Below are 19,406 nucleotides of genomic sequence, written 5' to 3'. Positions count from 1 at the left end.
GCTGAAAAGCTGGTTTTGCTATGCGTTGTGCCGGGTGGCAGCTTCGCCGTACCCGGCCTACAACATCATCAATATTAACTGATTATTCGCAAACCATGGGCCTGCCAGGCATCACGGCACGGAATGACATCTGTCAGCCATCCATAACGAAGCCGCTTCGCGCGGTTATGACTGTAGCGCCAGTAGTTGCTGAATGGTGGTACAAACCGCGCTTTCATTATTGCTGCCAGTGATAAAACGTGCTGCTGCTTTGGTTTCTTCAAAGGCGTTGCGCATCGCAAAACTGTAATCTGCCGCTGCCAGCAGTTCGAGATCGTTATAGCCATCGCCAAACGCCATGGTTTCATGCCGACCTACTCCGAGTAAATCCTGCAACTTTTGTACGGTCGTGCCTTTATGAATGCCGTAGTCAGCGATATCGATCCATGCGGCTTCTGAAACAACGATATAAGCGTCATTCTCAAAGGGGGTGAGATACGGGCGCGTTTGCGGACAGGTTCCTTTTTCATCGAACACAGTGATTTTTACGAAATCGCAGGTTAGCGAGGCGAGGTCGTCGGTCTGGATCACATGGGTATAGGAGCGGCGAACGATATCTTTCAGATGCTGTGGCGTATCGGCCCGGATCGCTGCGCCTTCCTGGGTACAGGCGATGATCACATGGTGGTCGTTGGCCTGCCGGAGAGCAGAAATAATGCGCTGCCCGGTTTCATTACGGATAAGCGACTGAAACATAAACTCACCGTTGTATTTTATTCGCGTGGCGCTGTCGCCGACGATCCACACATCACGACTGAAGTCGCCGAATAACTCTTCCACTCTTTCACATTGCTTGCCAGTGCAGGCGGCAAAATGGACGCCTTTTTCCGCCATTAATGCCCTGACGTCAGCAAACAATGCCCGGTCATACTCTCCGTGGCTGTTCAGGAAAGTACCGTCTAAATCAGTAATGATGAGCTTAATCATCCGTTAACCTCCAGTCTGTTATGTGAGTTGCTGGCATCCGTTATCGTGCGCCAGGGATCATCAACACGCTAACAGGGTATGATGCTTTGTGCAATTTTGTGTTTATTTATGTTTGATATTGCTCAATCTTGCTCGATGATGTGGTGCAGACAGCTCACCCGCTTTTGTCTGCCTCAGAAAGGGATATTTATGCGCCACGTCACAAAAACTGCTACACTCCGCCCCTTCATGACATTGTGGTTTTTGTCATCTGCCTTATTACTATCTCCCTGAAAACTACACCGGTAACGGTCGGGGCGGTGTGGAGTTGTTATGTCTTTTGATACCCTTGGCCTGAGCCCTGAAATTCTGCGTGCCGTTGCAGAGCAGGGATACCGTGAGCCTACCCCCATTCAGCAGCAGGCGATCCCCGCCGTGCTGGAAGGCCGCGATATTATGGCCAGCGCCCAGACCGGTACGGGTAAAACCGCCGGATTTACGCTGCCGTTGCTTCAGCAACTTTCTCAACGTGCACCGGTAAAAGGGCAGCGCCCGGTCCGCGCGTTGATCCTCACGCCTACCCGCGAACTGGCGGCACAAATCGGCGAAAACGTGCGTGACTACAGTAAACACCTCAACATCCGCTCCATGGTGGTCTTTGGTGGGGTGAGCATTAACCCACAGATGATGCAACTGCGCAGCGGCGTCGACATCCTTGTTGCCACGCCGGGTCGCCTGCTGGATCTGGAACATCAGAACGCTGTTAAGCTGGATAAGGTGGAAGTGCTGGTACTGGATGAAGCCGACCGCATGCTCGATATGGGCTTTATCCACGATATTCGCCGCGTGCTGGCTAAGCTGCCGGCGAAGCGTCAGAATTTGCTTTTCTCCGCCACGTTTTCCGACGACATCAAAACGCTGGCCGAAAAACTGTTACGTAATCCGCTGGAAATTGAAGTAGCGCGTCGCAACACCGCCTCCGAGCAGGTCACTCAGCACGTACATTTGGTGGATAAAAAACGCAAGCGTGAACTGCTATCGCAGATGATTGGTGAAGGAAACTGGCAGCAGGTGCTGGTGTTCACGCGCACCAAACACGGCGCTAACCATCTGGCGGAGCAGCTGAATAAAGACGGTATTCGCAGCGCGGCTATTCACGGGAATAAAAGTCAGGGCGCACGCACCCGCGCGCTGGCCGACTTTAAATCCGGTGAGATTCGCGTGCTGGTGGCCACCGACATCGCGGCGCGTGGTCTGGATATCGAAGAACTGCCGCACGTGGTCAACTACGAGTTGCCGAACGTGCCGGAAGATTATGTACATCGCATCGGGCGTACCGGACGTGCGGCGGCGACGGGTGAAGCCCTTTCGCTGGTTTGCGTTGATGAACACAAACTGCTGCGCGACATCGAACGTCTGTTGAAAAAAGAAATCCCGCGCATCGCGCTGGCAGGCTATGAGCCTGACCCGTCGATCAAAGCCGAGCCGATTCAGAATGGCCGTCAGCAGCAGCGTGGCGGTGGCCGCGGACAAGGCGGCGGTCGCGGGCAGCAGCAACCGCGCCGTACTGACGGCGGTGCGCCGAAAGCCAGAGGCCCGCGCAGCAATGACGGCAAACCGGGCGGTGAAAAGCCGCGTCGTTCCCGTCCGCGCAAACCTTCAGCAGTATAAAAAACAGGCCGGATTGTCCGGCCTGTTTCTTTTCAGCCGGTATGGCTTTTCCTGCACAGACATTGTCACTTTGCCGCCGGGTGGCTAACATGTCATTCTCTACAGGGAGCATCGTGAATGATTGATAAACACTCGACCGTGCCGGTCTATCTGCAACTGGAACACTATCTTACCGGGCAAATTACCGCCGGCCTGCTGCGACCTGGCGATGCAATCCCTTCCGAAAATGAACTCTGCCAGCAATTTTCCATTTCCCGCATGACCGCACGTAAAGCGGTTGATTATCTGGTGCGCCAGGGCAAGGTTGAACGTCGCCGAGGACAGGGGACATTTGTCGTGCAGCCTGCTAAACATCTGCGTATTTCACTGCCGCTCGATCGTCATCTTTCATCCAGTGAAGCTACGCTGGGGCTGGCAGAACCGGTCATTAACCGGCTGATATGCCTTCTTCGCCAAAAAGCCACGGCGGAAATTGCCGAAACGCTTGCGCTTGCTCCGGGTGACGATGTCTGGTTTATGAAACGGCTGCGGCTGGTCGGGGACATCCCGTTTGTTTTTGAGCAGTCGTGGATGATTACCGGTCCTTTCGACGATCTAAATGAAGCCGATCTCAATGCGTCGAAATACGCCTATATCAGCCGCAAAGGTTTCACCGTTGAGCGCTCGGAAAAAGAAATCCGCGCTGAACTGCCTTCGCAGGAAGTGCGCGATATGCTGGGCATCAACCGCGATGAACCGGTGCTGCATGCCACGTCGGTTGCCATATTACGTAACAACACGCCCTTTGAACTTTCAGAGATTTATTACAATCAGCAGCACTACCGCTTTACCCTGACCGCCGCCCGTCCCTAGTCCTGTTAGCCGGTGAAATTGTGATCGATACCTTGTTTTTAAAATAGTGGGCTAGACAACTATACATGTGTTCCCGCTATACTTACCGCCATGTGCAGTCTGTTAAGCCACTTCTACCTTACAGGGAATGCGATATGAGTCGGGCAGGTGAGTTTTTACAAGATTTAGGCAAGGCATTAATGATGCCGATCTCGGTAATTGCGGCGGCGGGGATTTTTCTTGGCCTCGCGGCGGCATTGCAGAATCCGGCAATTGTGGGCGAAAGCATTATTCATGCTGAGGTGATGCAGCAAGTCATTGGTTTTATCCGCAAAGTCGCGGGGGCATTATTTGCTAATCTTCCACTGTTATTTGCTATTGCCTGTGCCATTGGCCTTGCCCGCGATGAAAAGCCGACTGCAGCGCTCTCGGCGGTAATTGGCTTCATCACTTTTCATGTTGGTGTTAATTACAGCCTGCTGGCGCAAGGACTAACGCCAGAAACGACTTCGGCAGCGGCTTTTATGGCCAAAGGGTACAGCCAGACCGAAGCGGTGATGTATTCCGCGGAATTTGCTAATACCCTGGGTATTTTCTCTTATCAAATGAGCGTCCTCGGTGGGGTGATTGCCGGACTGATAACCGTAATTCTCCACAACCGTTTTTATAAGATTACACTCCCGGCGGCCATCGCCTATTTTGGTGGCCGCCGCTTTGTTCCGATTATTACGGTCATGGTCCTGCCGCTGGTCGGCGTTTTAATGTCGCTGGTGTGGCCGGTTATCGCCAGTGCGATTATTCGGTTGGGGCAGTTTATCGGTGAGTCCGGCGCATTCGGTACCTTTATTTATGCCTTCACCGAGCGCATCTTAATTCCTACCGGACTGCATCATATTCTTAATGAAACCGTGCGTTTTACACCGGTCGGTGGGATGGTTAATGTCAATAATGAAAGTGTGATCGGCGCGCTCTCGATCTTTAATTACGCGCTGGCCCATCCTGGCGCATTAGCTGATGATATTACCCGGGAAGCCACGCGTTTTCTGGCCCAGGGTAAAATTCCGGTGATGATGTTTGGCCTGCCCGCTGCCGCGCTGGCGATGTACCGCTGCGCGAAACCGGAACACAAACAGCGGGTTAAGGCGCTCATGATGGCGGGCGCGTTGGCTTCCTTCACCACCGGTATTACCGAGCCGCTGGAATTCAGCTTTATTTTTGTCTCACCGCTGCTGTTTATTTTTCACGCCGTAATGAGCGGACTGTCATTTGCCTGCGCGCAACTGCTCGACATGATGATTGGTAATATTCAGGGCGGATTTATTGACTTTATTGTCTTTGGTGTTCTGGGCGGCGCGAAAACCCACTGGTGGTTCAGTTTGTTATTGGGCGCTATCTGGGCACCGGTGTATTACTTCGCCTTTAAGTGGATTATTTTGCGCACCCACGCCAAAACACCAGGCCGTGAAGAAGAAAGTACTGCGCCAGCACTCAGCAATGGGAAATTAACGATCGATGAAAACAGCGCGCATATTATCACCGGCCTCGGCGGTAAAGAAAATATTCAACACGTTGACTGCTGCTTCACGCGCCTGCGGGTCAAAATAATTGATATGCAAAAAGTGGATGAAGCAGCGCTTAAGCGCAGCGGTGCCAGCGGATTTATCCGCGCCACCGATAATGACTTGCAGGTGATTTATGGGCCGCAGGTAGAAAGTATTGCCAGCGCGGTGAAACAACATTTACTCGTTCAACAGACGCAATAAGAGAACTGATGATGAAAAAACATTTTAATATTGTATTAGTCGGTGGAGGTTCCACGTGGACGCCGGGCTTATTAAAAGCGTTATGCAAACTCAAAGCGCGTCTGCCATTAAAAAAACTGGTGATGTTTGACGTCAATAGTGAGCGCCAGGCGGTCATTGGCGACTATGCAAAAGTCCTGTTCAGTGAAGAATATCCGGAACTGGAATTTACCTATACCACCGATGAAGATGTCGCCTTCAGCGATATGGATTTCATTTTCTGCCAGATGCGCACTGGCGGCTATGCAATGCGTGAGAAAGATGAAAAAATCCCGCTGAGCCTTGGCGTTATCGGTCAGGAAACCTGTGGTGCGGGCGGCTTTGCTTATGGCATGCGCTCCATACGCGATATGATTGCGCTGGTCGAAAAAGTACGCGCCCGCTCGCCGGAGGCGTGGATTTTAAACTACACCAATCCGGCCGCCATTGTGGCAGACGCCCTGAACAAGCGTTTCCCGCAGGATAAACGCATTCTCAATATCTGCGACCAGCCGGTGAACCTGCTGCGCTCCTATGGACGGCTGTTGAATCGCGATCCGGCCACCTTCGATCCGGTTTATTTTGGTCTGAACCACTTTGGCTGGTTTACCCATCTTTATGATGAAAACGGTCACGACCTTGCGCCAGAGCTAAAAGCCTATATCGCCGCCAACGGTTTTAAACCGGCAGATGCCGAGCAGCGTGACCTGTCCTGGCTTGATACCTATGCCGCCGTGGCGGACATGCTGCGTGATTTCCCGGATTATCTGCCCAACACCTATCTGCAATATTACCTTTATCCGGAATATAAATTTGCCAAACTGGACCCCAACTTTACCCGCGCTAATGAAGTGATTAACGGGCGCGAGAAGCGAGTTTTTGAAGAGTGTCGTACAGCGGTGGCCGAAGGCACCACGCGCAACGTCCATGTGGTACATAATGATGCTCACGGCGATATGATAGTCGAGCTGGCAGAGGCTATTGCCTTTAACCTGAAGAAAAAATTCATCGTCATGGTGCCCAATAACGGGCTGGTGGAAAACCTTGATGATGACGTGATGGTCGAATTGACGGCGGAAATTGGCTGCAATGGGCCGCGTCCGTATGGCGTGGGGAAAATCCCGACCTTCTATAAGGGGCTGATTGAACAGCAGTTTGCTTATGAACGCTTGACCGTTGAGGCATGGTTTGAAGGTTCTTACACTAAAGCGTTGCAGGCGCTGACGCTTAACCGCACCATCATTGATGCCAAAAAGGCGCGCCGGGTGCTGGATGCGTTGATTGAGGCCAATAAAGAATACTGGCCGGAACTGCGTTAAACGGTTTCCCCCTCTCTTTTACCGGAGAGGGGAAATCCTTATTCGGTGTAGCGAATTATTTGCGAGCCGTCTTCCACAATCCTAAAAACCCATACCCCCGCCGACTGAAAAATGCCACAATAGTGGCTGTTTATACAGTATCTCAGGTTTTCCGATGGCCCTTACTCCCGCGCTGAAAGCGCAAATTGCCGCCTGGTACAAGGCGCTGCAACAGCAAATACCGGATTTTATCCCGCGTCCGCCGCAGCGGCAGATGATTGCTGACGTGGCAAAAACCCTTGCCGGAGAGGAAGGGCGTCATCTGGCGATTGAGGCACCGACCGGCGTCGGTAAAACCCTGTCTTATCTGATCCCCGGCATTGCTATTGCGCGTGAAGATCAGAAAACGCTGGTGATCAGCACCGCTAACGTCGCCCTTCAGGATCAGATCTACAGTAAAGATTTACCACTGCTGAAAAAAATCATACCAGAGCTGCGCTTCACTGCCGCATTTGGCCGGGGTCGCTACGTCTGCCCGCGCAATTTGACCGCGCTCGCCAGTACTGAAGAAACGCAGCAGGATTTACTGGCGTTTCTTGATGACGATCTGACGCCGAACAATAAAGAAGAGCAGCAGCACTGCGCGAAGTTAAAAGGCGATCTCGACAGCTATAAATGGGATGGTCTGCGCGATCATACCGATCGCGCTATCAGTGACGACCTGTGGCGACGTCTGAGTACCGATAAAGCAAGCTGCCTTAACCGCAACTGCCATTACTACCGGGAATGCCCATTTTTCGTCGCCCGACGTGAAATCCAGGAAGCTGAAGTGGTGGTCGCCAATCACGCGCTGGTGATGGCGGCGATGGAAAGCGAGGCGGTGTTGCCAGAAGCTAAAAATTTACTGCTGGTGCTGGATGAAGGCCATCACCTGCCGGATGTGGCGCGTGATGCGCTGGAGATGAGTGCTGAAATTACCGCGCCGTGGTATCGCCTTCAGCTCGATCTGTTTACCAAACTGGTCGCGACCTGCCTTGAACAGTTTCGCCCGAAAACCCTGCCGCCGCTCGCCACGCCCGAGCGTCTTAACGCCCACTGTGAAGAGCTGTATGAGCTGATTGCCTCCCTGAACGCGATCCTGAATTTGTATCTTCCGGCAACCCAGGACGCCGAGCATCGCTTTGTCATGGGGGAGCTGCCGGACGAAGTGATGACCATCTGCCAGCGTCTGGCAAAGCTGACGGAACTGTCGCGCAGTCTGGCGGAGGCATTTCTTAACGATCTGGCTGAGAAAACCGGCTCGCACGATATCGTCCGTCTGCATCGGGTGCTCCTGCAAATGAACCGTGCGCTGGGGATGTTTGAGGCACAAAGTAAACTCTGGCGGCTGGCGTCGCTGGCGCATGCCTCCGGCGCGCCGGTGTCAAAATGGGCCACGCGTGAGGTTCGTGAAGGGAAGGTGCATATGTTTTTCCACTGCGTCGGCATCCGCGTCAGCGATCAGCTGGAAAAGCTGCTCTGGCGCAGCGTGCCGCACATTGTCGTCACCTCTGCCACCCTGCGCTCGCTTAATAGCTTTTCCCGCTTGCAGGAGATGAGCGGCCTGAAAGAAAAGGCCGGCGATCGCTTTGTGGCGCTGGACTCGCCGTTTAATCACGTCGAACAGGGCAAAATCGTCATTCCGCAAATGCAGTATGAACCGCTTATCGACAATGAAGAGCAGCATGTTGCGGAAATGGCCGCGTTTTTTCGTCAGGAGCTGGAGAGTAAAAAGCATCGCGGCATGCTGGTGTTATTTGCCAGCGGTCGGGCGATGCAGCGTTTTCTGGAACATGTTACCGATCTGCGGCTGTTATTGCTGGTGCAGGGCGATCAGCCACGTTACCGGCTGGTTGAGCTGCATCGCAAGCGTGTGGAGGCAGGCGAGCGCAGCGTACTGGTCGGGCTGCAATCTTTTGCCGAAGGCCTGGATCTCAAAGGCGAGCTGTTAAGTCAGGTACATATTCATAAAATTGCCTTTCCGCCTATCGATAGTCCGGTGGTGATCACCGAAGGAGAATGGCTGAAAAGCCTGAAACGCTATCCCTTTGAAGTGCAAAGTCTGCCCAGCGCCTCGTTTAACCTTATTCAGCAAGTCGGGCGTCTGATTCGCAGCCATAGTTGCTGGGGGGAAGTGGTGATTTATGACAAGCGCCTGCTCACGAAAAACTATGGCAAGCGGCTGCTGGATGCGCTGCCCGTCTTTCCGATTTCCCAACCTGCGGTGCCTGACGTTATAGTGAGCAAAACTAAAACAAAACCGACCCGTCGTAAGCGACGTTAATGATGTGAGCCGCAGGAGGGCGTTAGATGGATTACCGCAAGATCATCAAAGAAGTAGGGCGGGGGAAGAATCATGCCCGCGACCTGGACCTTGATACCGCGCGTGAATTATATACCCGCATGCTAAACGGTGAAGTTGACGATCTCGAAATGGGTGGCATCCTGATTGCCCTGCGGATCAAGGGAGAAGGTGAAGCCGAAATGCTGGGGTTCTATCAGGCGATGCAGCAGCAGGTTATGCGGCTGACCCCACCAGTGGCAAAGCCGATGCCCATCGTCATCCCGAGTTATAACGGTGCACGCAAGCAGGCTAATCTGACGCCGCTGCTGGCGATCCTGCTGCATAAGTTCGGTTTTCCGGTGCTGGTGCACGGTGTGAGTGAAGACCCCGGGCGCGTACTGACTGAGACGATTTTTGCCCTGCTTGGCATTGAAGCAACGCATCACGCAGGCCAGGCGCAAGCTAAACTTGACGGCTCGCAGCCTGTTTACCTGCCGGTGAGCGCTTTTTGTCCGCCGTTGGAAAAACAGCTGGCGCTGCGCTGGCGTATGGGCGTGCGTAACAGTGCTCACACGCTGGCAAAACTGGCAACGCCATTTGCAGAAGACGCGGCGCTGCGTCTTTCAAGCGTTTCGCACCCGGAATATTTGTCAAAAGTGGCAAACTTCTTTACCGGCATCAGCGGCCGGGCGCTATTAATGCACGGCACGGAAGGCGAAGTGTATGCCAGCCCACAGCGTTGCCCGCAGATCGGCCTTGTGGATGCGCATGGCATGCGGATTATCCACGAACGTCAGGACGCCGCAGACGGCACTACATTATCGTTGCCACAGAGTAAAGACCCCGATGTCACCGCGCGCTGGATCGAGCGCTGCATCAGCGGTTGCGAGCCGGTGCCACAGTCATTAAAAACGCAGATAGCCTGCTGCCTGTTGGCGAGCGGAGAGGTTGACACCCTTGAGTCAGGGCTTGCCCGTGTGGCGCAGAGCTACTGAGCAGACAAAAAAAGCCCGTCCGGGAGGGACGGGCAAAAAGGGTAACAACACAGAGTCAATAATGAGGGTTAATGCGCCCCGCCAGCGTGTCACCAGCGGGTCAGGTCATAACGAAATGGCGATCAGTTGTAGATAACCGCGGTACCGCTCATTTTGTTATTCCCGTTGGTAGAGGTAATGCTATAGCCTTTTGCACCCGCCGCTGCCGCTTTTTCTGCCAGGCGCGCTTCCAGACCGTCCAGCGTAGTGGCACCGTTCGCGGAGACCACGCCAACTTTATTCATGCTTTGCGCCTGAGCCGGGTTTACGGCCTGGGCAGCGAAAGCGCCAAAGGAAAGTGTAGAAAGAGCGATGGCAGCAACAGCATATTTGATGGTTTTCATAGGTAATCTCTCGCAGGTTATTCTGTAAATGTGACGGCGTTCCGTCGATGTGATAAGTATCACGCTTTTTTTCGAGAGATAAAATCGAAGAGAATTGACGGCGTTGTTCGAAAAATTTGAATAAATAATAATTTATTGATTATTAATAAATTATTTCTGCGGTGAATCAGTATGGAAGAGGGAACGCCATCAGCCAGCCGTTAAAGGCACAGATTGCTACGCTGAATCCCGGAAACCGTGCTCGTAAAGTTATTTTAACGTTCGGTCATGATCGGCAAAGAACAGTCAGCGTAGCTGGCTGTCCTTTGAACCTCTGCGGTTATATCCTGAAAATTTTGCATTTTTCAGGTCTTTCTTCTGCTGGCAGTTAACACATAACCGCACGCCGGGGATAGCCTTACGGCGCGCCTCCGGGATCGGTTCGTCACATTCATCACAAAATTCGTTGCTTTCGCCTGACGGCAGATCGCGACGCGCGCGTGCTACCGCATCTTCAATGGTGCTGTCGATCTGATTTTGTACAGCACCGTCATTTGCCCAACCTGATGCCATTTTTGCCTCCTGACGTTAATCTTATTATAGCAAAATGGGGTCAAATTTTGTGCAGGCAAGAGCGCGGCGCACGGTTTTAGGACCAATCGCGCCGCAAGGTGATTGGCTGGAGCAGAACAACAGGCTGTAAGCGTAATGTATGATTAAAAGAGCATGTTGATTTTGCTCCAGATGCCCGGAAAACCTCATTCCAGGCGCTAAGATGAGCATTGGCCCAGGCACCATCCGCACTCAGCATTTCAGTACAGGCCTGCTGTAATAGCATGTTTGCAATCTTCGGAGCCACAATCGGCGCGGCTTCAACATGAACTGATTTTTACCATGACGGCTGCTGAGCTTCATTCCTGACGGGCATCAGGGCGAACCAGATCGAAACGCCGGGCTTCATCAATGCTGTAATAGGCGGAAGGCCCACCTGCGCGCAGTACCGGCTGTGCTTTGGCGGTCTGGTAAATGCCGTCTTCCAGCAGTGACTCATCAATATGTACCGCAACCACTTCCCCTAACACCAGCCAGCTATCGACTGCCGTGCCGTCGGCACCGGTAAGCTGGATACACTGCGACAAGCGGCATTCGAAGTTAACCGGACTTTCCGCCACCCGAGGGGCGTTGACAAGACGGCTGGGGGCAGGGGTTAAACCGGCGCGTAAAAACTCATTTTCACCGTGTGGCAGTGTCGCTGAGGTCTCGTTCATCTGGCGCGCCAGCGGCAGGGTCGTCAGGTTCCAGACGAATTCTTTCGTTTCGACGATATTTCGCACGCTGTCTTTCCAGCCGCTGCTGGCAAAACCGATAATGGGGGGGCGATAATTAAAGCAGTTGAAAAAGCTATACGGGGCCAGATTAGCGCGCCCCTCGCCATCCTGCGAGGCGATCCAGCCGATAGGACGCGGGCCGATAATGGCATTGAGCGGATCGTGTGGCAGGCCATGCCCCTGCGATGGCTGATAAAAATACATAGTTTTCCTTAGCAAAAAACGGATTTCTCCAGACTCACTTATTTACCCGCCCCGCGTCAACGGGTATCTTACGCGGCAATCGACAGGAGAAAGCTATGAATGCCCAGAAACCGGGACTACACCCGCGTAATCGCCACCGTGACCGCTACGATCTTCCCGCGCTATGCCTGGCGTGTCCGGAACTTGCGGAATTTATTACAGCCACCCCCACCGGTGAAGAGACTATTAATTTTGCCGATCCGCGGGCCGTCAAAGCGCTAAATAAGGCATTGCTGTTCCATTTCTATGGCGTACAGCAATGGGACATCCCGGAAGGCTTTCTCTGCCCGCCGGTGCCGGGAAGGGCAGATTATCTTCATCATCTGGCAGACCTGCTGTCGGAAACCGGTGGTGAGATCCCGCGTCAGGCCAGCGTGCTGGACATTGGCGTGGGCGCGAACTGCATCTATCCGCTGATTGGCGCTTACGAGTACGGCTGGCGTTTTACTGGCACTGAGGTCAATGCCGCGGCGTTTGCCAGTGCTCAGGCCATTGTGAACAATAATCCAGGGATGAGCCGTAGCATTCGCTTACGCCGGCAGAAAGACGATACCGCCATTTTCCGCGGCATTATCCACAAAAACGAGCAGTATGATGCGACTATCTGCAACCCTCCATTCCATAATTCCGCTGAGGCGGCGCAGGAAGGTAACGCCCGTAAGCGGCGTAACCTGGGACAGAAGCAAACCGATACGCGCAACTTTGGCGGTCAGCAGCAGGAACTGTGGTGCGAAGGTGGCGAAGTGCGTTTTATTCAGCAGATGATCGCGGAGAGTCAGCCATTTGCCCGCCAGGTCATGTGGTTTAGCTCCCTGGTATCGCGTGGTGAGAATCTACCCGATCTGTACCGCGCCCTGACAGCGGCAGGCGCGGTGAAAGTGGTGAAAAAAGAGATGGCCCAGGGTCAAAAGCAGAGCCGCTTTATCGCCTGGACCTTCCTCGACGACGATCAGCGTCGTCGTTTCGCCGCTCGCGCCCGCTAAAGCGTCGGCTCGGCAGGCGGCTGAGGAGCCACGCCGCCGGGCTGTTGCATTGCCGTCCCCGGCGGCGGCAGGATTTGCCAGGTTTGCACTGGCGCACGGACATCGGCGCGGTCGAAGTGTTTTTTCACCTGGCTGTCCAGCGCGAAGCGGACGGTCCACTGCTTCAGCGGCTGGGTGGTAAACGACACGCGCAATGTAAAGGCAGTATTGGTCAGGCCGACAATCCCCGCAAATGACGGCTCGCCAATCACCAGCGCGCGAATATCCGGCATCTCCATTAGTTCGCTTACCGCATCTTTCAGCGCCTGATTGGCTTTATCTGCATCCTCGTGGCGATCGACGTCATAATTCGCCACTACTGATCCAATGCCGCGTACAAAGTTGGCGAAGGTTGTGATAGAGGACCATGGAATGATGTGATACGCACCAGTATCCTGACGCACCCCGACCGACCGAATGGACATCCGCTCAACCGTGCCGGTTAGCGGCCCAATCGTCACCAGATCGCCGGTATTCATTCCGTTCTCAAACTGAATAAAAATACCGGTGATAATATCTTTTACTAACGTTTGCGAACCGAAAGAGACAGCCAGCCCCAGCGCACCTGCACCCGCCAGTAGCGGGGCAATATTCACACCAATCTCTGAGAGCACAATCATAATGGTGATGGTGCTAATAACCACCGCCAGCGCATTGCGAAACAGCGTCAGCAGCGTGCGGGTACGTGCGCTCGGAAGCGGGCGGCCGTGAATATCGGAAGACAGGCGATTCTCAATCAGGCTGGCCAGCACCGTCCAGCCCACCGCCGAGAAGAACAGGATCAGGGCGATGCGGATCAAAATATCGACGGTTTTCTCCCCCGCGCCATTGTGCAGCCAGTTCCAGAAATCAAACAGCCCCCACGCGCTGAGCAGTAGCATGATGGCCACGCAGACCACCAGAATACGCGCCGCTTTCAGCACCGTGGACAACCAGCCGTTAAGCCGTTTTTGCAGCTCCGGATAGTTACGCTGAGTTTGAGCAGAGAGGGTGATCCGCTTGGCTATCCAGCGCGATAAAATGCCAGAGGCAAATGCCGCCAGGCCGATAATTGCCAGACTACGAACCGTAGCACTCATCATAAATTTCAGGCTATTGCCCGGGTCGAAGAGGGAGAAGAAAAATAGCACAATAAAATAGGCGGTCGCCAGCCAATGCCAGACCAGAGCAAAAGCACGAATGAACAGGCTAAAAAAGGACAGTGAACGTTCGGCCAGATGCAATAAATCTTCTGCGATCCGCTGTTTATTGTGAAAAATCAGGTACAGCGCCCAGAGAGTAATGATCAGCATAATTATCACGTTGGCCATAGCCCCAAACTGCACGTTGACCTGATTGGAAATAATAGGCACCGCCACGATCAGACCGTAACCGATCAAACTGCTGAGAGCGCTCAGGCGTAAATTCCAGTAGCGGGCTGACTCATCACTAATGGAGAACGGACGCAGTTCCGGTACGCGCGGGCAAAAAATCAGCCGCAGGACCGCTTTGAAAAATTCGATCAGCGCAAAGGCGCTGAGGAACAGACTTTGCTGGAAGGCGATAGTTTGACTGCCGGAATTGAAGTTATCTATCAGGATTTGCCCGACGAAAAGCGCTAAGGCCAGCAGTAATAAATCGATAATAAACGCGCCAATAATCATTCCCGGGAGCTGAAGCCAGTTACCATGTTCACGATTCTTTTTGCGTCCCCAGCGGCCCATTTTTCGATACAGTGGCAGGGCCGCTATTCGAATTACGCCATAGAAAGCAAATACCATCCCCGCCAGCATCAGAAAATGGGTCAGGGCATTGGTAAACGTGTGGGGATTGAACGCCTTGTGCGGGGAGCCGGTGATATTACGATAAAGCTGGGCAAAGCGTGAGGAGAGCTGTTCGCCATAATAGCGTCCGACGGTTGTCACGTTCTCCAGCACGGTTTTATCATCTTCCGCCGGCGGAGGAGTCAGGGTGGGGACAGGCTCCGGTGGCGGCGTGGCGGCAACCTGGCGTAGTTGTTCAATGAGCTCTTCACGTGAAGTATCGTTAGCCAGTACGTCTGCCAGCGCGGCATAGGCCGCTTTTTTCTGTGCCAGATCCGGTTCACTGGGCTCGGTTTTTGAGTCGCTGGCCGGTGGGGCGCTGGTGGTGACGCCTGGGATCGTCGCGGCGTGCAGCGGGGCACTGAGCAGACTAATAAGTAGCAACACTATCCACGGCATGAGCTCCTCCAATGAGAATCTATAGCAAAATGATAAGTATAGAACTCCATGAAGGTGCGGCTGGAAATGAGAACATTCTGGACATCCGCCCCAAAAGGGGCGGAAGAAGGCTCAGGAAACGTGCTGTAAAAATTCCTGTAAGCGCAGGCTGGGTGGGTTTTCGATAAGCGTTTGCGGATGACCATCTTCAGCAATCCGGCCCTGGTCAATGAAGATCAGGCGCGAGGCGACCTTCTCCGCAAAGCCGATTTCATGCGTGACGATAACCATCGTCATACCTTCCTCGGCCAGATCCTGCATGACTTTGAGAACTTCATGGCGCAGTTCCGGATCAAGCGCCGAGGTAGGCTCATCAAACAGCATCATCTTTGGCTTAACCGCCAGCGCGCGGGCAATGGCCACGCGCTGCTGCTGGCCACCGGAAAGTTCTGACGGATAATGGTGTGAACGCTCAGCGAGGCCGACTTTCGCCAGCAGCGATAGCGCCAGCTTTTCCGCCTCCGCTTTTTTTGCCCCGCGTACCCGCAGTGGGCCGAACATCACATTCTCCAGCGCAGTCAGATGTGGGAACAGATAAAACTGCTGAAACACCATTCCTGCTTCCTGGCGGATTAAGCGATCGTCAACCTTCGGATCGTTTACTTTAAGTCCATCAACAATCAGTTCGCCACTGGTGATCTCTTCGAGCTTATTAATACAGCGCAGCAATGTTGATTTCCCGGAACCAGAAGGGCCGATAATCACCACCACTTCGCCCTGGGCAATATGCAGGTCGATATTGTGCAGCACTTTAGTAGGACCAAAGTGCTTGGAAACGTTTTTAAATTCAATCACAGGATTTTCATCCTTTTTTCAAGACGGCGCAGAACGAAGCTCAGAACCAGGGTGATAATCAGATAAATAACGGCCACAGCGCTCCAGATTTCCAGTGCGCGGAAGTTACCGGCAATAATTTCTTGTCCCTGGCGAGTCAGTTCGGCAACGCCGATAACAATAAACAAGGACGTGTCTTTGATACTGATGATCCATTGGTTACCTAGCGGCGGCAGCATGCGGCGCAGGGCCAGCGGTAAAATAACGTGACGAATGGTTTCACGCCGTGATAGCCCAAGTGCCAGTCCGGCCTCACGAAAACCTTTATGAATCGACAGCACCGCGCCACGGGTGATCTCGGCAATATAGGCCCCTGAGTTGATCATAATCGTGACCACAGCGGCGCTGAAGGGATCAATTCGTAGATCGTTAAAGGCCATCGGCAGCGCAAAGTAGATAAACATTACCTGCACCACAATCGGGGTGCCGCGGATGATTTCGATAAATACCAGAGCAATAAAATTGATGAGCCTGCCGCCAAAAGAGCGGGCAAACCCCGCCAGCAAGCCAATAATCAGACCGCCTGCAAGGCCGAGGACCGAGATCCACAGCGTCATTTTGGCCCCTTCCAGCAAAATAGGAATGGCAGGCCAAATGGCACTCCAGTCAAACTCCATAATAAATTCCTGTTACCGCGTTAAACTGAGCAGGGGGCGAAAGCCGCCCCCTGAAGCGTGTGGCTTAAAAATATTATTTAGGTTCAGTACCGAACCATTTTTTGTAAATTTCGTTATAGGTGCCGTTATCGCGCAGGGTTTTCAGGGCGCCGTTCACTTTTTCACGCAGGTCGTCACTGCCTTTCGGGAAGGCGATGCCGTACTGCTGTGCTTCAAGTGATTCACCTACGGCTTTAAACTTGCCGTTGCCTGCCGTCTTGATGAAGTAAAGGATGTTTGGCGTATCGTGCAGTACCGCGTCAGCACGGTTGGTGCCCAGTTCCATGTAGGCGTTATCAATATTCGGGAACTGACGCAGGTCTTTGGTTTTGATGTTCGCTTTCGCGTAGTCTACCGAGCCGGTGCCGCTCTTCACCGCAAGCACTTTACCGTCCAGATCGTTAACGGATTTCACGTCATTGTTATCCGCTTTGACCATCACCAGCAGCCCGCTTTTATAATAGCCATCAGAAAATTCGATCGCTTTTTTACGCTCGTCAGTAATGGTAATGCCCGCCAACGCCACATCAACATTTTTAGTTTGTAGCGCAGGGATGATGCCGCTGAAATCCATGGGTTTAAGGGTGTAATCCAGCTTCAGTTCTTTGGCAATAGCGGCCCACAAATCGACATCAAAACCGACGTATTTATCGCCTTGCTTGAACTCGAAAGGAACGAATGCGGTGTCGGTCGCGACAACCAGTTTTTTATCTGCTGCGTGAGAAGAAACGGCGAAAGCCAGCGCAAGCGTAGCCAGGGAAACTTTAAAGAGAGATTTCATAGCATTTCCTTTTATATTCATGGGGCGATCCCCTGCAAGAACAGACGGTGGTATGAAAAAATCGTGCCAATTTTACAACTCATTGTTTTTTCAGTAACCACGCGGCAGGCGAGTGCACGAAATTGATCGTTTCACGGCGTCTTGCACTCTATCGGGGCACTATTTTGGTGCACAAAAATGATGTCGGCACGCATGTTGATTTTTATCGCAGAATTTGGGGTAAAAACAATCTTTTATTAACGATTTTGTGAGGTGCTTGTTACGCGCGTTTAACTTTTCTGCAGGGTAAGCAAAAAAAATGCACCTTTAAGGTGCATTGTATCCCGCCTGAAGCGGCGGGACGGCGGTTTTGAGGATTACTCAATGTTCGATTCGATGAACCACAGGAATTTATCCAGATCGCGAGAGGCAGCGGTCAGAATGTCCGCGGTATCTTCATCTTTCGCTTCGGTAATGCCTTTACGCACGTCGTTCGCCACAATGGCGTAACGGTCGGCCAGTTCCTTCAAGTGATCCTGAACGGTATGGATATCCAGCGGGTAGCTTTTCAGCGCCGTTTTACTGTTAACCACCTGTGTGGTTCCCAGGGCAACGCCACCCAGTTGAACTGCACGTTCTGCAATGGTATCCAGATGATCGGTAAGTGCGGTACGGAAACCATCCAACATTTCATGAACACCAATGAAGTTAGCACCGCGCATGTTCCAGTGAGCCTGTTTAGTGATCAGCGACAGGTCAATAAATTGAACCAGCTGACGATTTAACAGCTCAATGGTGGCTTTCTTCTCGCTGTCCGAAACATCGTTGCGAGTATAAAGCAGATTAGACGCTTTTGTTTTTACCAGTTTAGCGGTACTCATAATCTCATATCCTCTTGATGTGGGTTCCTAAGTAAATTTCGAGATTAAGTATAGCACCACTTTTTAAACCTGCTATTCAGGATGTACCTATCGGTTTAATAGCGCCACTCTGTTGCCGGTATTTATGTTGCGTTATATCAAACGGTTACAGGCATTCTCCGTAAATGATTCTTAATTTCATTCTTGGGAATAGCGCGATAAATGTATTATTTCGCAGCATATTCATTATTTCGTCATCATGCTTTTTATGTCATGAATATATACTGCATGGCTATGCACGCCATGCGGTATATTATTATTTTTTGATTTTTACACGTTTAATTTCTGGCTCTTTGCGTAGGGTCAGGGTTGACCCCATCGAAGCCGCAATAATAGCCCCCAGCGCCAGTGTCTGCGTTAAGGTCAGCGTTTCGCCAAGGAAAATAATGCCAGAAATGGCTGCCAGTGCGGGTTCCATGCTCATTAACGTACCAAAGGTGCGCGTAGGTAAGCGGGTAAGCGCAATCATCTCCAGCGAATAAGGCAGTGCCGTGGATAGTATGGCGATTGCCAGCCCCAGCGGCAGAACTGACCAATGCCATAATGCGTCACCTGCCTGCAATGCGCCAAGCGGAACGAAAATGATGGCGGCAATCAGCGAACCCATGGCCACCGTTGCCGGGCCATGTTCCGCTCCGGCGCGTTGCCCTGAGAGAATATAAATGGCCCAGCATGCGCCAGCGCCGAGCGCCAACAGCGCCCCGGTAAGATCTACATGAGCCACATCCTGGCCCAATGGCAGCAAGAACCATAGCCCCAATACTGCAAGAACAACCCACACAAAATCCACCGGGCGGCGTGACGAAAAGAGGGCGACCGCCAGCGGGCCAGTAAATTCCAGCGCTACCGCAATACCCAGTGGAATGGTCTGGATAGCGAGATAAAACAAATAGTTCATTGCCCCAAGTGAGAGACCATAGCAAAGCAAAGGCAAACGCTGGTTTCTGGCAAAACGCAGCCGCCAGGGTTTAAAGACTGCAATCAGAATAAGTGTTCCCAGGGCCAGGCGCAGCGCGGTGACACCGGGTGCGCCCACCAGTGGAAAAAGCGATTTCGCCAGCGACGCGCCGCTTTGAATTGAGGCCATTGCGACCAGTAAAATAACAACAGGTAACCACACCGGCATTTTATGCTGCGAACCAGGCATCCTTTCTCCCGTCAAATTTTGTCAAACGATGTAAAGCCAGCAGTGTAATG

The 19,406-nt window shown here is 52.8% G+C and carries 17 protein-coding genes; 7 read left to right on the top strand and 10 right to left on the bottom strand.

The window, feature by feature from the left end; genetic code table 11:
• Positions 1-165: 165 nt before the first annotated feature.
• Entirely contained in the window at positions 166-966 is an 801-nt protein-coding gene (locus CHU32_RS09365; protein ID WP_103675518.1) for an HAD-IIB family hydrolase, read from the bottom strand.
• 312 nt (positions 967-1,278) lie between these two features.
• Between CHU32_RS09365 and rhlE the strand changes: the two genes are divergently transcribed.
• The 6 genes from rhlE to ybiB all read left to right on the top strand — a co-directional run bounded on the left by rhlE (position 1,279) and on the right by ybiB (position 9,844).
• The gene (rhlE, locus tag CHU32_RS09360; RefSeq protein WP_103675517.1) at positions 1,279-2,616 is read left to right on the top strand and encodes an ATP-dependent RNA helicase RhlE; all 1,338 of its coding nucleotides are present in this window, start codon (positions 1,279-1,281) and stop codon (positions 2,614-2,616) included.
• 117 nt (positions 2,617-2,733) lie between these two features.
• Positions 2,734-3,468 carry a GntR family transcriptional regulator gene (locus CHU32_RS09355; protein WP_103675516.1) on the top strand — a complete coding sequence of 245 codons (735 nt, stop codon included), beginning with the start codon at positions 2,734-2,736 and terminating at the stop codon, positions 3,466-3,468.
• 134 nt (positions 3,469-3,602) lie between these two features.
• Positions 3,603-5,210 (top strand): PTS transporter subunit EIIC, encoded by a 1,608-nt coding sequence (locus CHU32_RS09350; RefSeq protein ID WP_103675515.1) that lies wholly within the window; start codon positions 3,603-3,605, stop codon positions 5,208-5,210.
• An 8-nt stretch (positions 5,211-5,218) separates the two neighbouring features.
• Positions 5,219-6,547, top strand: a complete 1,329-nt coding sequence (locus tag CHU32_RS09345; RefSeq protein WP_245880204.1) for a 6-phospho-alpha-glucosidase — start codon at positions 5,219-5,221, stop codon at positions 6,545-6,547.
• A gap of 154 nt (positions 6,548-6,701) precedes the next feature.
• Positions 6,702-8,849: an ATP-dependent DNA helicase DinG gene (gene dinG, locus CHU32_RS09335; RefSeq protein WP_103675513.1), complete on the top strand. Its 2,148-nt coding sequence runs from the start codon at positions 6,702-6,704 to the stop codon at positions 8,847-8,849.
• A gap of 26 nt (positions 8,850-8,875) precedes the next feature.
• Complete coding sequence (gene ybiB, locus CHU32_RS09330) at positions 8,876-9,844, top strand: DNA-binding protein YbiB (protein WP_103675512.1); 969 nt, start codon at positions 8,876-8,878, stop codon at positions 9,842-9,844.
• A gap of 122 nt (positions 9,845-9,966) precedes the next feature.
• Here ybiB and ybiJ read toward each other — a convergent pair whose 3' ends face one another.
• The 3 genes from ybiJ to CHU32_RS09315 all read right to left on the bottom strand — a co-directional run bounded on the left by ybiJ (position 9,967) and on the right by CHU32_RS09315 (position 11,738).
• Positions 9,967-10,227 carry a DUF1471 family protein YbiJ gene (ybiJ, locus tag CHU32_RS09325; protein ID WP_103675511.1) on the bottom strand — a complete coding sequence of 87 codons (261 nt, stop codon included), beginning with the start codon at positions 10,225-10,227 and terminating at the stop codon, positions 9,967-9,969.
• A gap of 285 nt (positions 10,228-10,512) precedes the next feature.
• Positions 10,513-10,779: a DksA/TraR family C4-type zinc finger protein gene (locus CHU32_RS09320; protein ID WP_103675510.1), complete on the bottom strand. Its 267-nt coding sequence runs from the start codon at positions 10,777-10,779 to the stop codon at positions 10,513-10,515.
• A 338-nt stretch (positions 10,780-11,117) separates the two neighbouring features.
• Positions 11,118-11,738, bottom strand: a complete 621-nt coding sequence (locus CHU32_RS09315) for a flavin reductase family protein (protein ID WP_103675509.1) — start codon at positions 11,736-11,738, stop codon at positions 11,118-11,120.
• Positions 11,739-11,833: 95 nt separating this feature from the next.
• Here CHU32_RS09315 and rlmF point away from each other — a divergent pair, with 95 nt between their 5' ends.
• Positions 11,834-12,760, top strand: a complete 927-nt coding sequence (rlmF, locus tag CHU32_RS09310; RefSeq protein WP_103675508.1) for a 23S rRNA (adenine(1618)-N(6))-methyltransferase RlmF — start codon at positions 11,834-11,836, stop codon at positions 12,758-12,760.
• Here the strand turns inward: rlmF and ybiO are convergent.
• The 6 genes from ybiO to rhtA all read right to left on the bottom strand — a co-directional run bounded on the left by ybiO (position 12,757) and on the right by rhtA (position 19,356).
• On the bottom strand, positions 12,757-15,000 hold the full coding sequence (gene ybiO / locus CHU32_RS09305) for a mechanosensitive channel protein (RefSeq protein WP_103675507.1): 2,244 nt from the start codon (positions 14,998-15,000) through the stop codon (positions 12,757-12,759). The genes rlmF and ybiO overlap by 4 nt on opposite strands.
• A 111-nt stretch (positions 15,001-15,111) precedes the next feature.
• Entirely contained in the window at positions 15,112-15,834 is a 723-nt protein-coding gene (gene glnQ / locus CHU32_RS09300; RefSeq protein WP_103675506.1) for a glutamine ABC transporter ATP-binding protein GlnQ, read from the bottom strand.
• Positions 15,831-16,490, bottom strand: a complete 660-nt coding sequence (gene glnP, locus CHU32_RS09295) for a glutamine ABC transporter permease GlnP (protein ID WP_103675505.1) — start codon at positions 16,488-16,490, stop codon at positions 15,831-15,833. The genes glnQ and glnP overlap by 4 nt, the downstream gene beginning before the upstream one ends.
• A gap of 73 nt (positions 16,491-16,563) precedes the next feature.
• Positions 16,564-17,310 (bottom strand): glutamine ABC transporter substrate-binding protein GlnH, encoded by a 747-nt coding sequence (glnH, locus tag CHU32_RS09290; RefSeq protein ID WP_103675504.1) that lies wholly within the window; start codon positions 17,308-17,310, stop codon positions 16,564-16,566.
• 356 nt (positions 17,311-17,666) lie between these two features.
• Positions 17,667-18,170, bottom strand: a complete 504-nt coding sequence (gene dps / locus CHU32_RS09285) for a DNA starvation/stationary phase protection protein Dps (RefSeq protein ID WP_103675503.1) — start codon at positions 18,168-18,170, stop codon at positions 17,667-17,669.
• Positions 18,171-18,465: 295 nt separating this feature from the next.
• Complete coding sequence (gene rhtA / locus CHU32_RS09280) at positions 18,466-19,356, bottom strand: threonine/homoserine exporter RhtA (RefSeq protein WP_103675502.1); 891 nt, start codon at positions 19,354-19,356, stop codon at positions 18,466-18,468.
• Positions 19,357-19,406 lie beyond the last annotated feature (50 nt).

It is taken from the genome of Superficieibacter electus (assembly GCF_002915575.1).
In the GTDB taxonomy this organism is placed as follows: Bacteria; Pseudomonadota; Gammaproteobacteria; order Enterobacterales; family Enterobacteriaceae; genus Superficieibacter; species Superficieibacter electus.
The sequence above is the reverse complement of the archived record's forward strand: the minus strand, read 5'-3'. Positions and strand labels throughout refer to the sequence as shown.

Coding starts and splice junctions, on each gene's coding strand:
- rhlE (WP_103675517.1), top strand. CDS start 1,279: ATGTCTTTTGATACCCTTGGCCTGAGCCCTGAAATTCTGCGTGCCGTT.
- CHU32_RS09315 (WP_103675509.1), bottom strand. CDS start 11,738: ATGTATTTTTATCAGCCATCGCAGGGGCATGGCCTGCCACACGATCCG.
- CHU32_RS09320 (WP_103675510.1), bottom strand. CDS start 10,779: ATGGCATCAGGTTGGGCAAATGACGGTGCTGTACAAAATCAGATCGAC.
- CHU32_RS09355 (WP_103675516.1), top strand. CDS start 2,734: ATGATTGATAAACACTCGACCGTGCCGGTCTATCTGCAACTGGAACAC.
- CHU32_RS09365 (WP_103675518.1), bottom strand. CDS start 966: ATGATTAAGCTCATCATTACTGATTTAGACGGTACTTTCCTGAACAGC.
- glnH (WP_103675504.1), bottom strand. CDS start 17,310: ATGAAATCTCTCTTTAAAGTTTCCCTGGCTACGCTTGCGCTGGCTTTC.
- ybiJ (WP_103675511.1), bottom strand. CDS start 10,227: ATGAAAACCATCAAATATGCTGTTGCTGCCATCGCTCTTTCTACACTT.
- ybiO (WP_103675507.1), bottom strand. CDS start 15,000: ATGCCGTGGATAGTGTTGCTACTTATTAGTCTGCTCAGTGCCCCGCTG.
- dps (WP_103675503.1), bottom strand. CDS start 18,170: ATGAGTACCGCTAAACTGGTAAAAACAAAAGCGTCTAATCTGCTTTAT.
- glnP (WP_103675505.1), bottom strand. CDS start 16,490: ATGGAGTTTGACTGGAGTGCCATTTGGCCTGCCATTCCTATTTTGCTG.
- CHU32_RS09345 (WP_245880204.1), top strand. CDS start 5,219: ATGATGAAAAAACATTTTAATATTGTATTAGTCGGTGGAGGTTCCACG.
- CHU32_RS09350 (WP_103675515.1), top strand. CDS start 3,603: ATGAGTCGGGCAGGTGAGTTTTTACAAGATTTAGGCAAGGCATTAATG.
- rlmF (WP_103675508.1), top strand. CDS start 11,834: ATGAATGCCCAGAAACCGGGACTACACCCGCGTAATCGCCACCGTGAC.
- rhtA (WP_103675502.1), bottom strand. CDS start 19,356: ATGCCTGGTTCGCAGCATAAAATGCCGGTGTGGTTACCTGTTGTTATT.
- ybiB (WP_103675512.1), top strand. CDS start 8,876: ATGGATTACCGCAAGATCATCAAAGAAGTAGGGCGGGGGAAGAATCAT.
- dinG (WP_103675513.1), top strand. CDS start 6,702: ATGGCCCTTACTCCCGCGCTGAAAGCGCAAATTGCCGCCTGGTACAAG.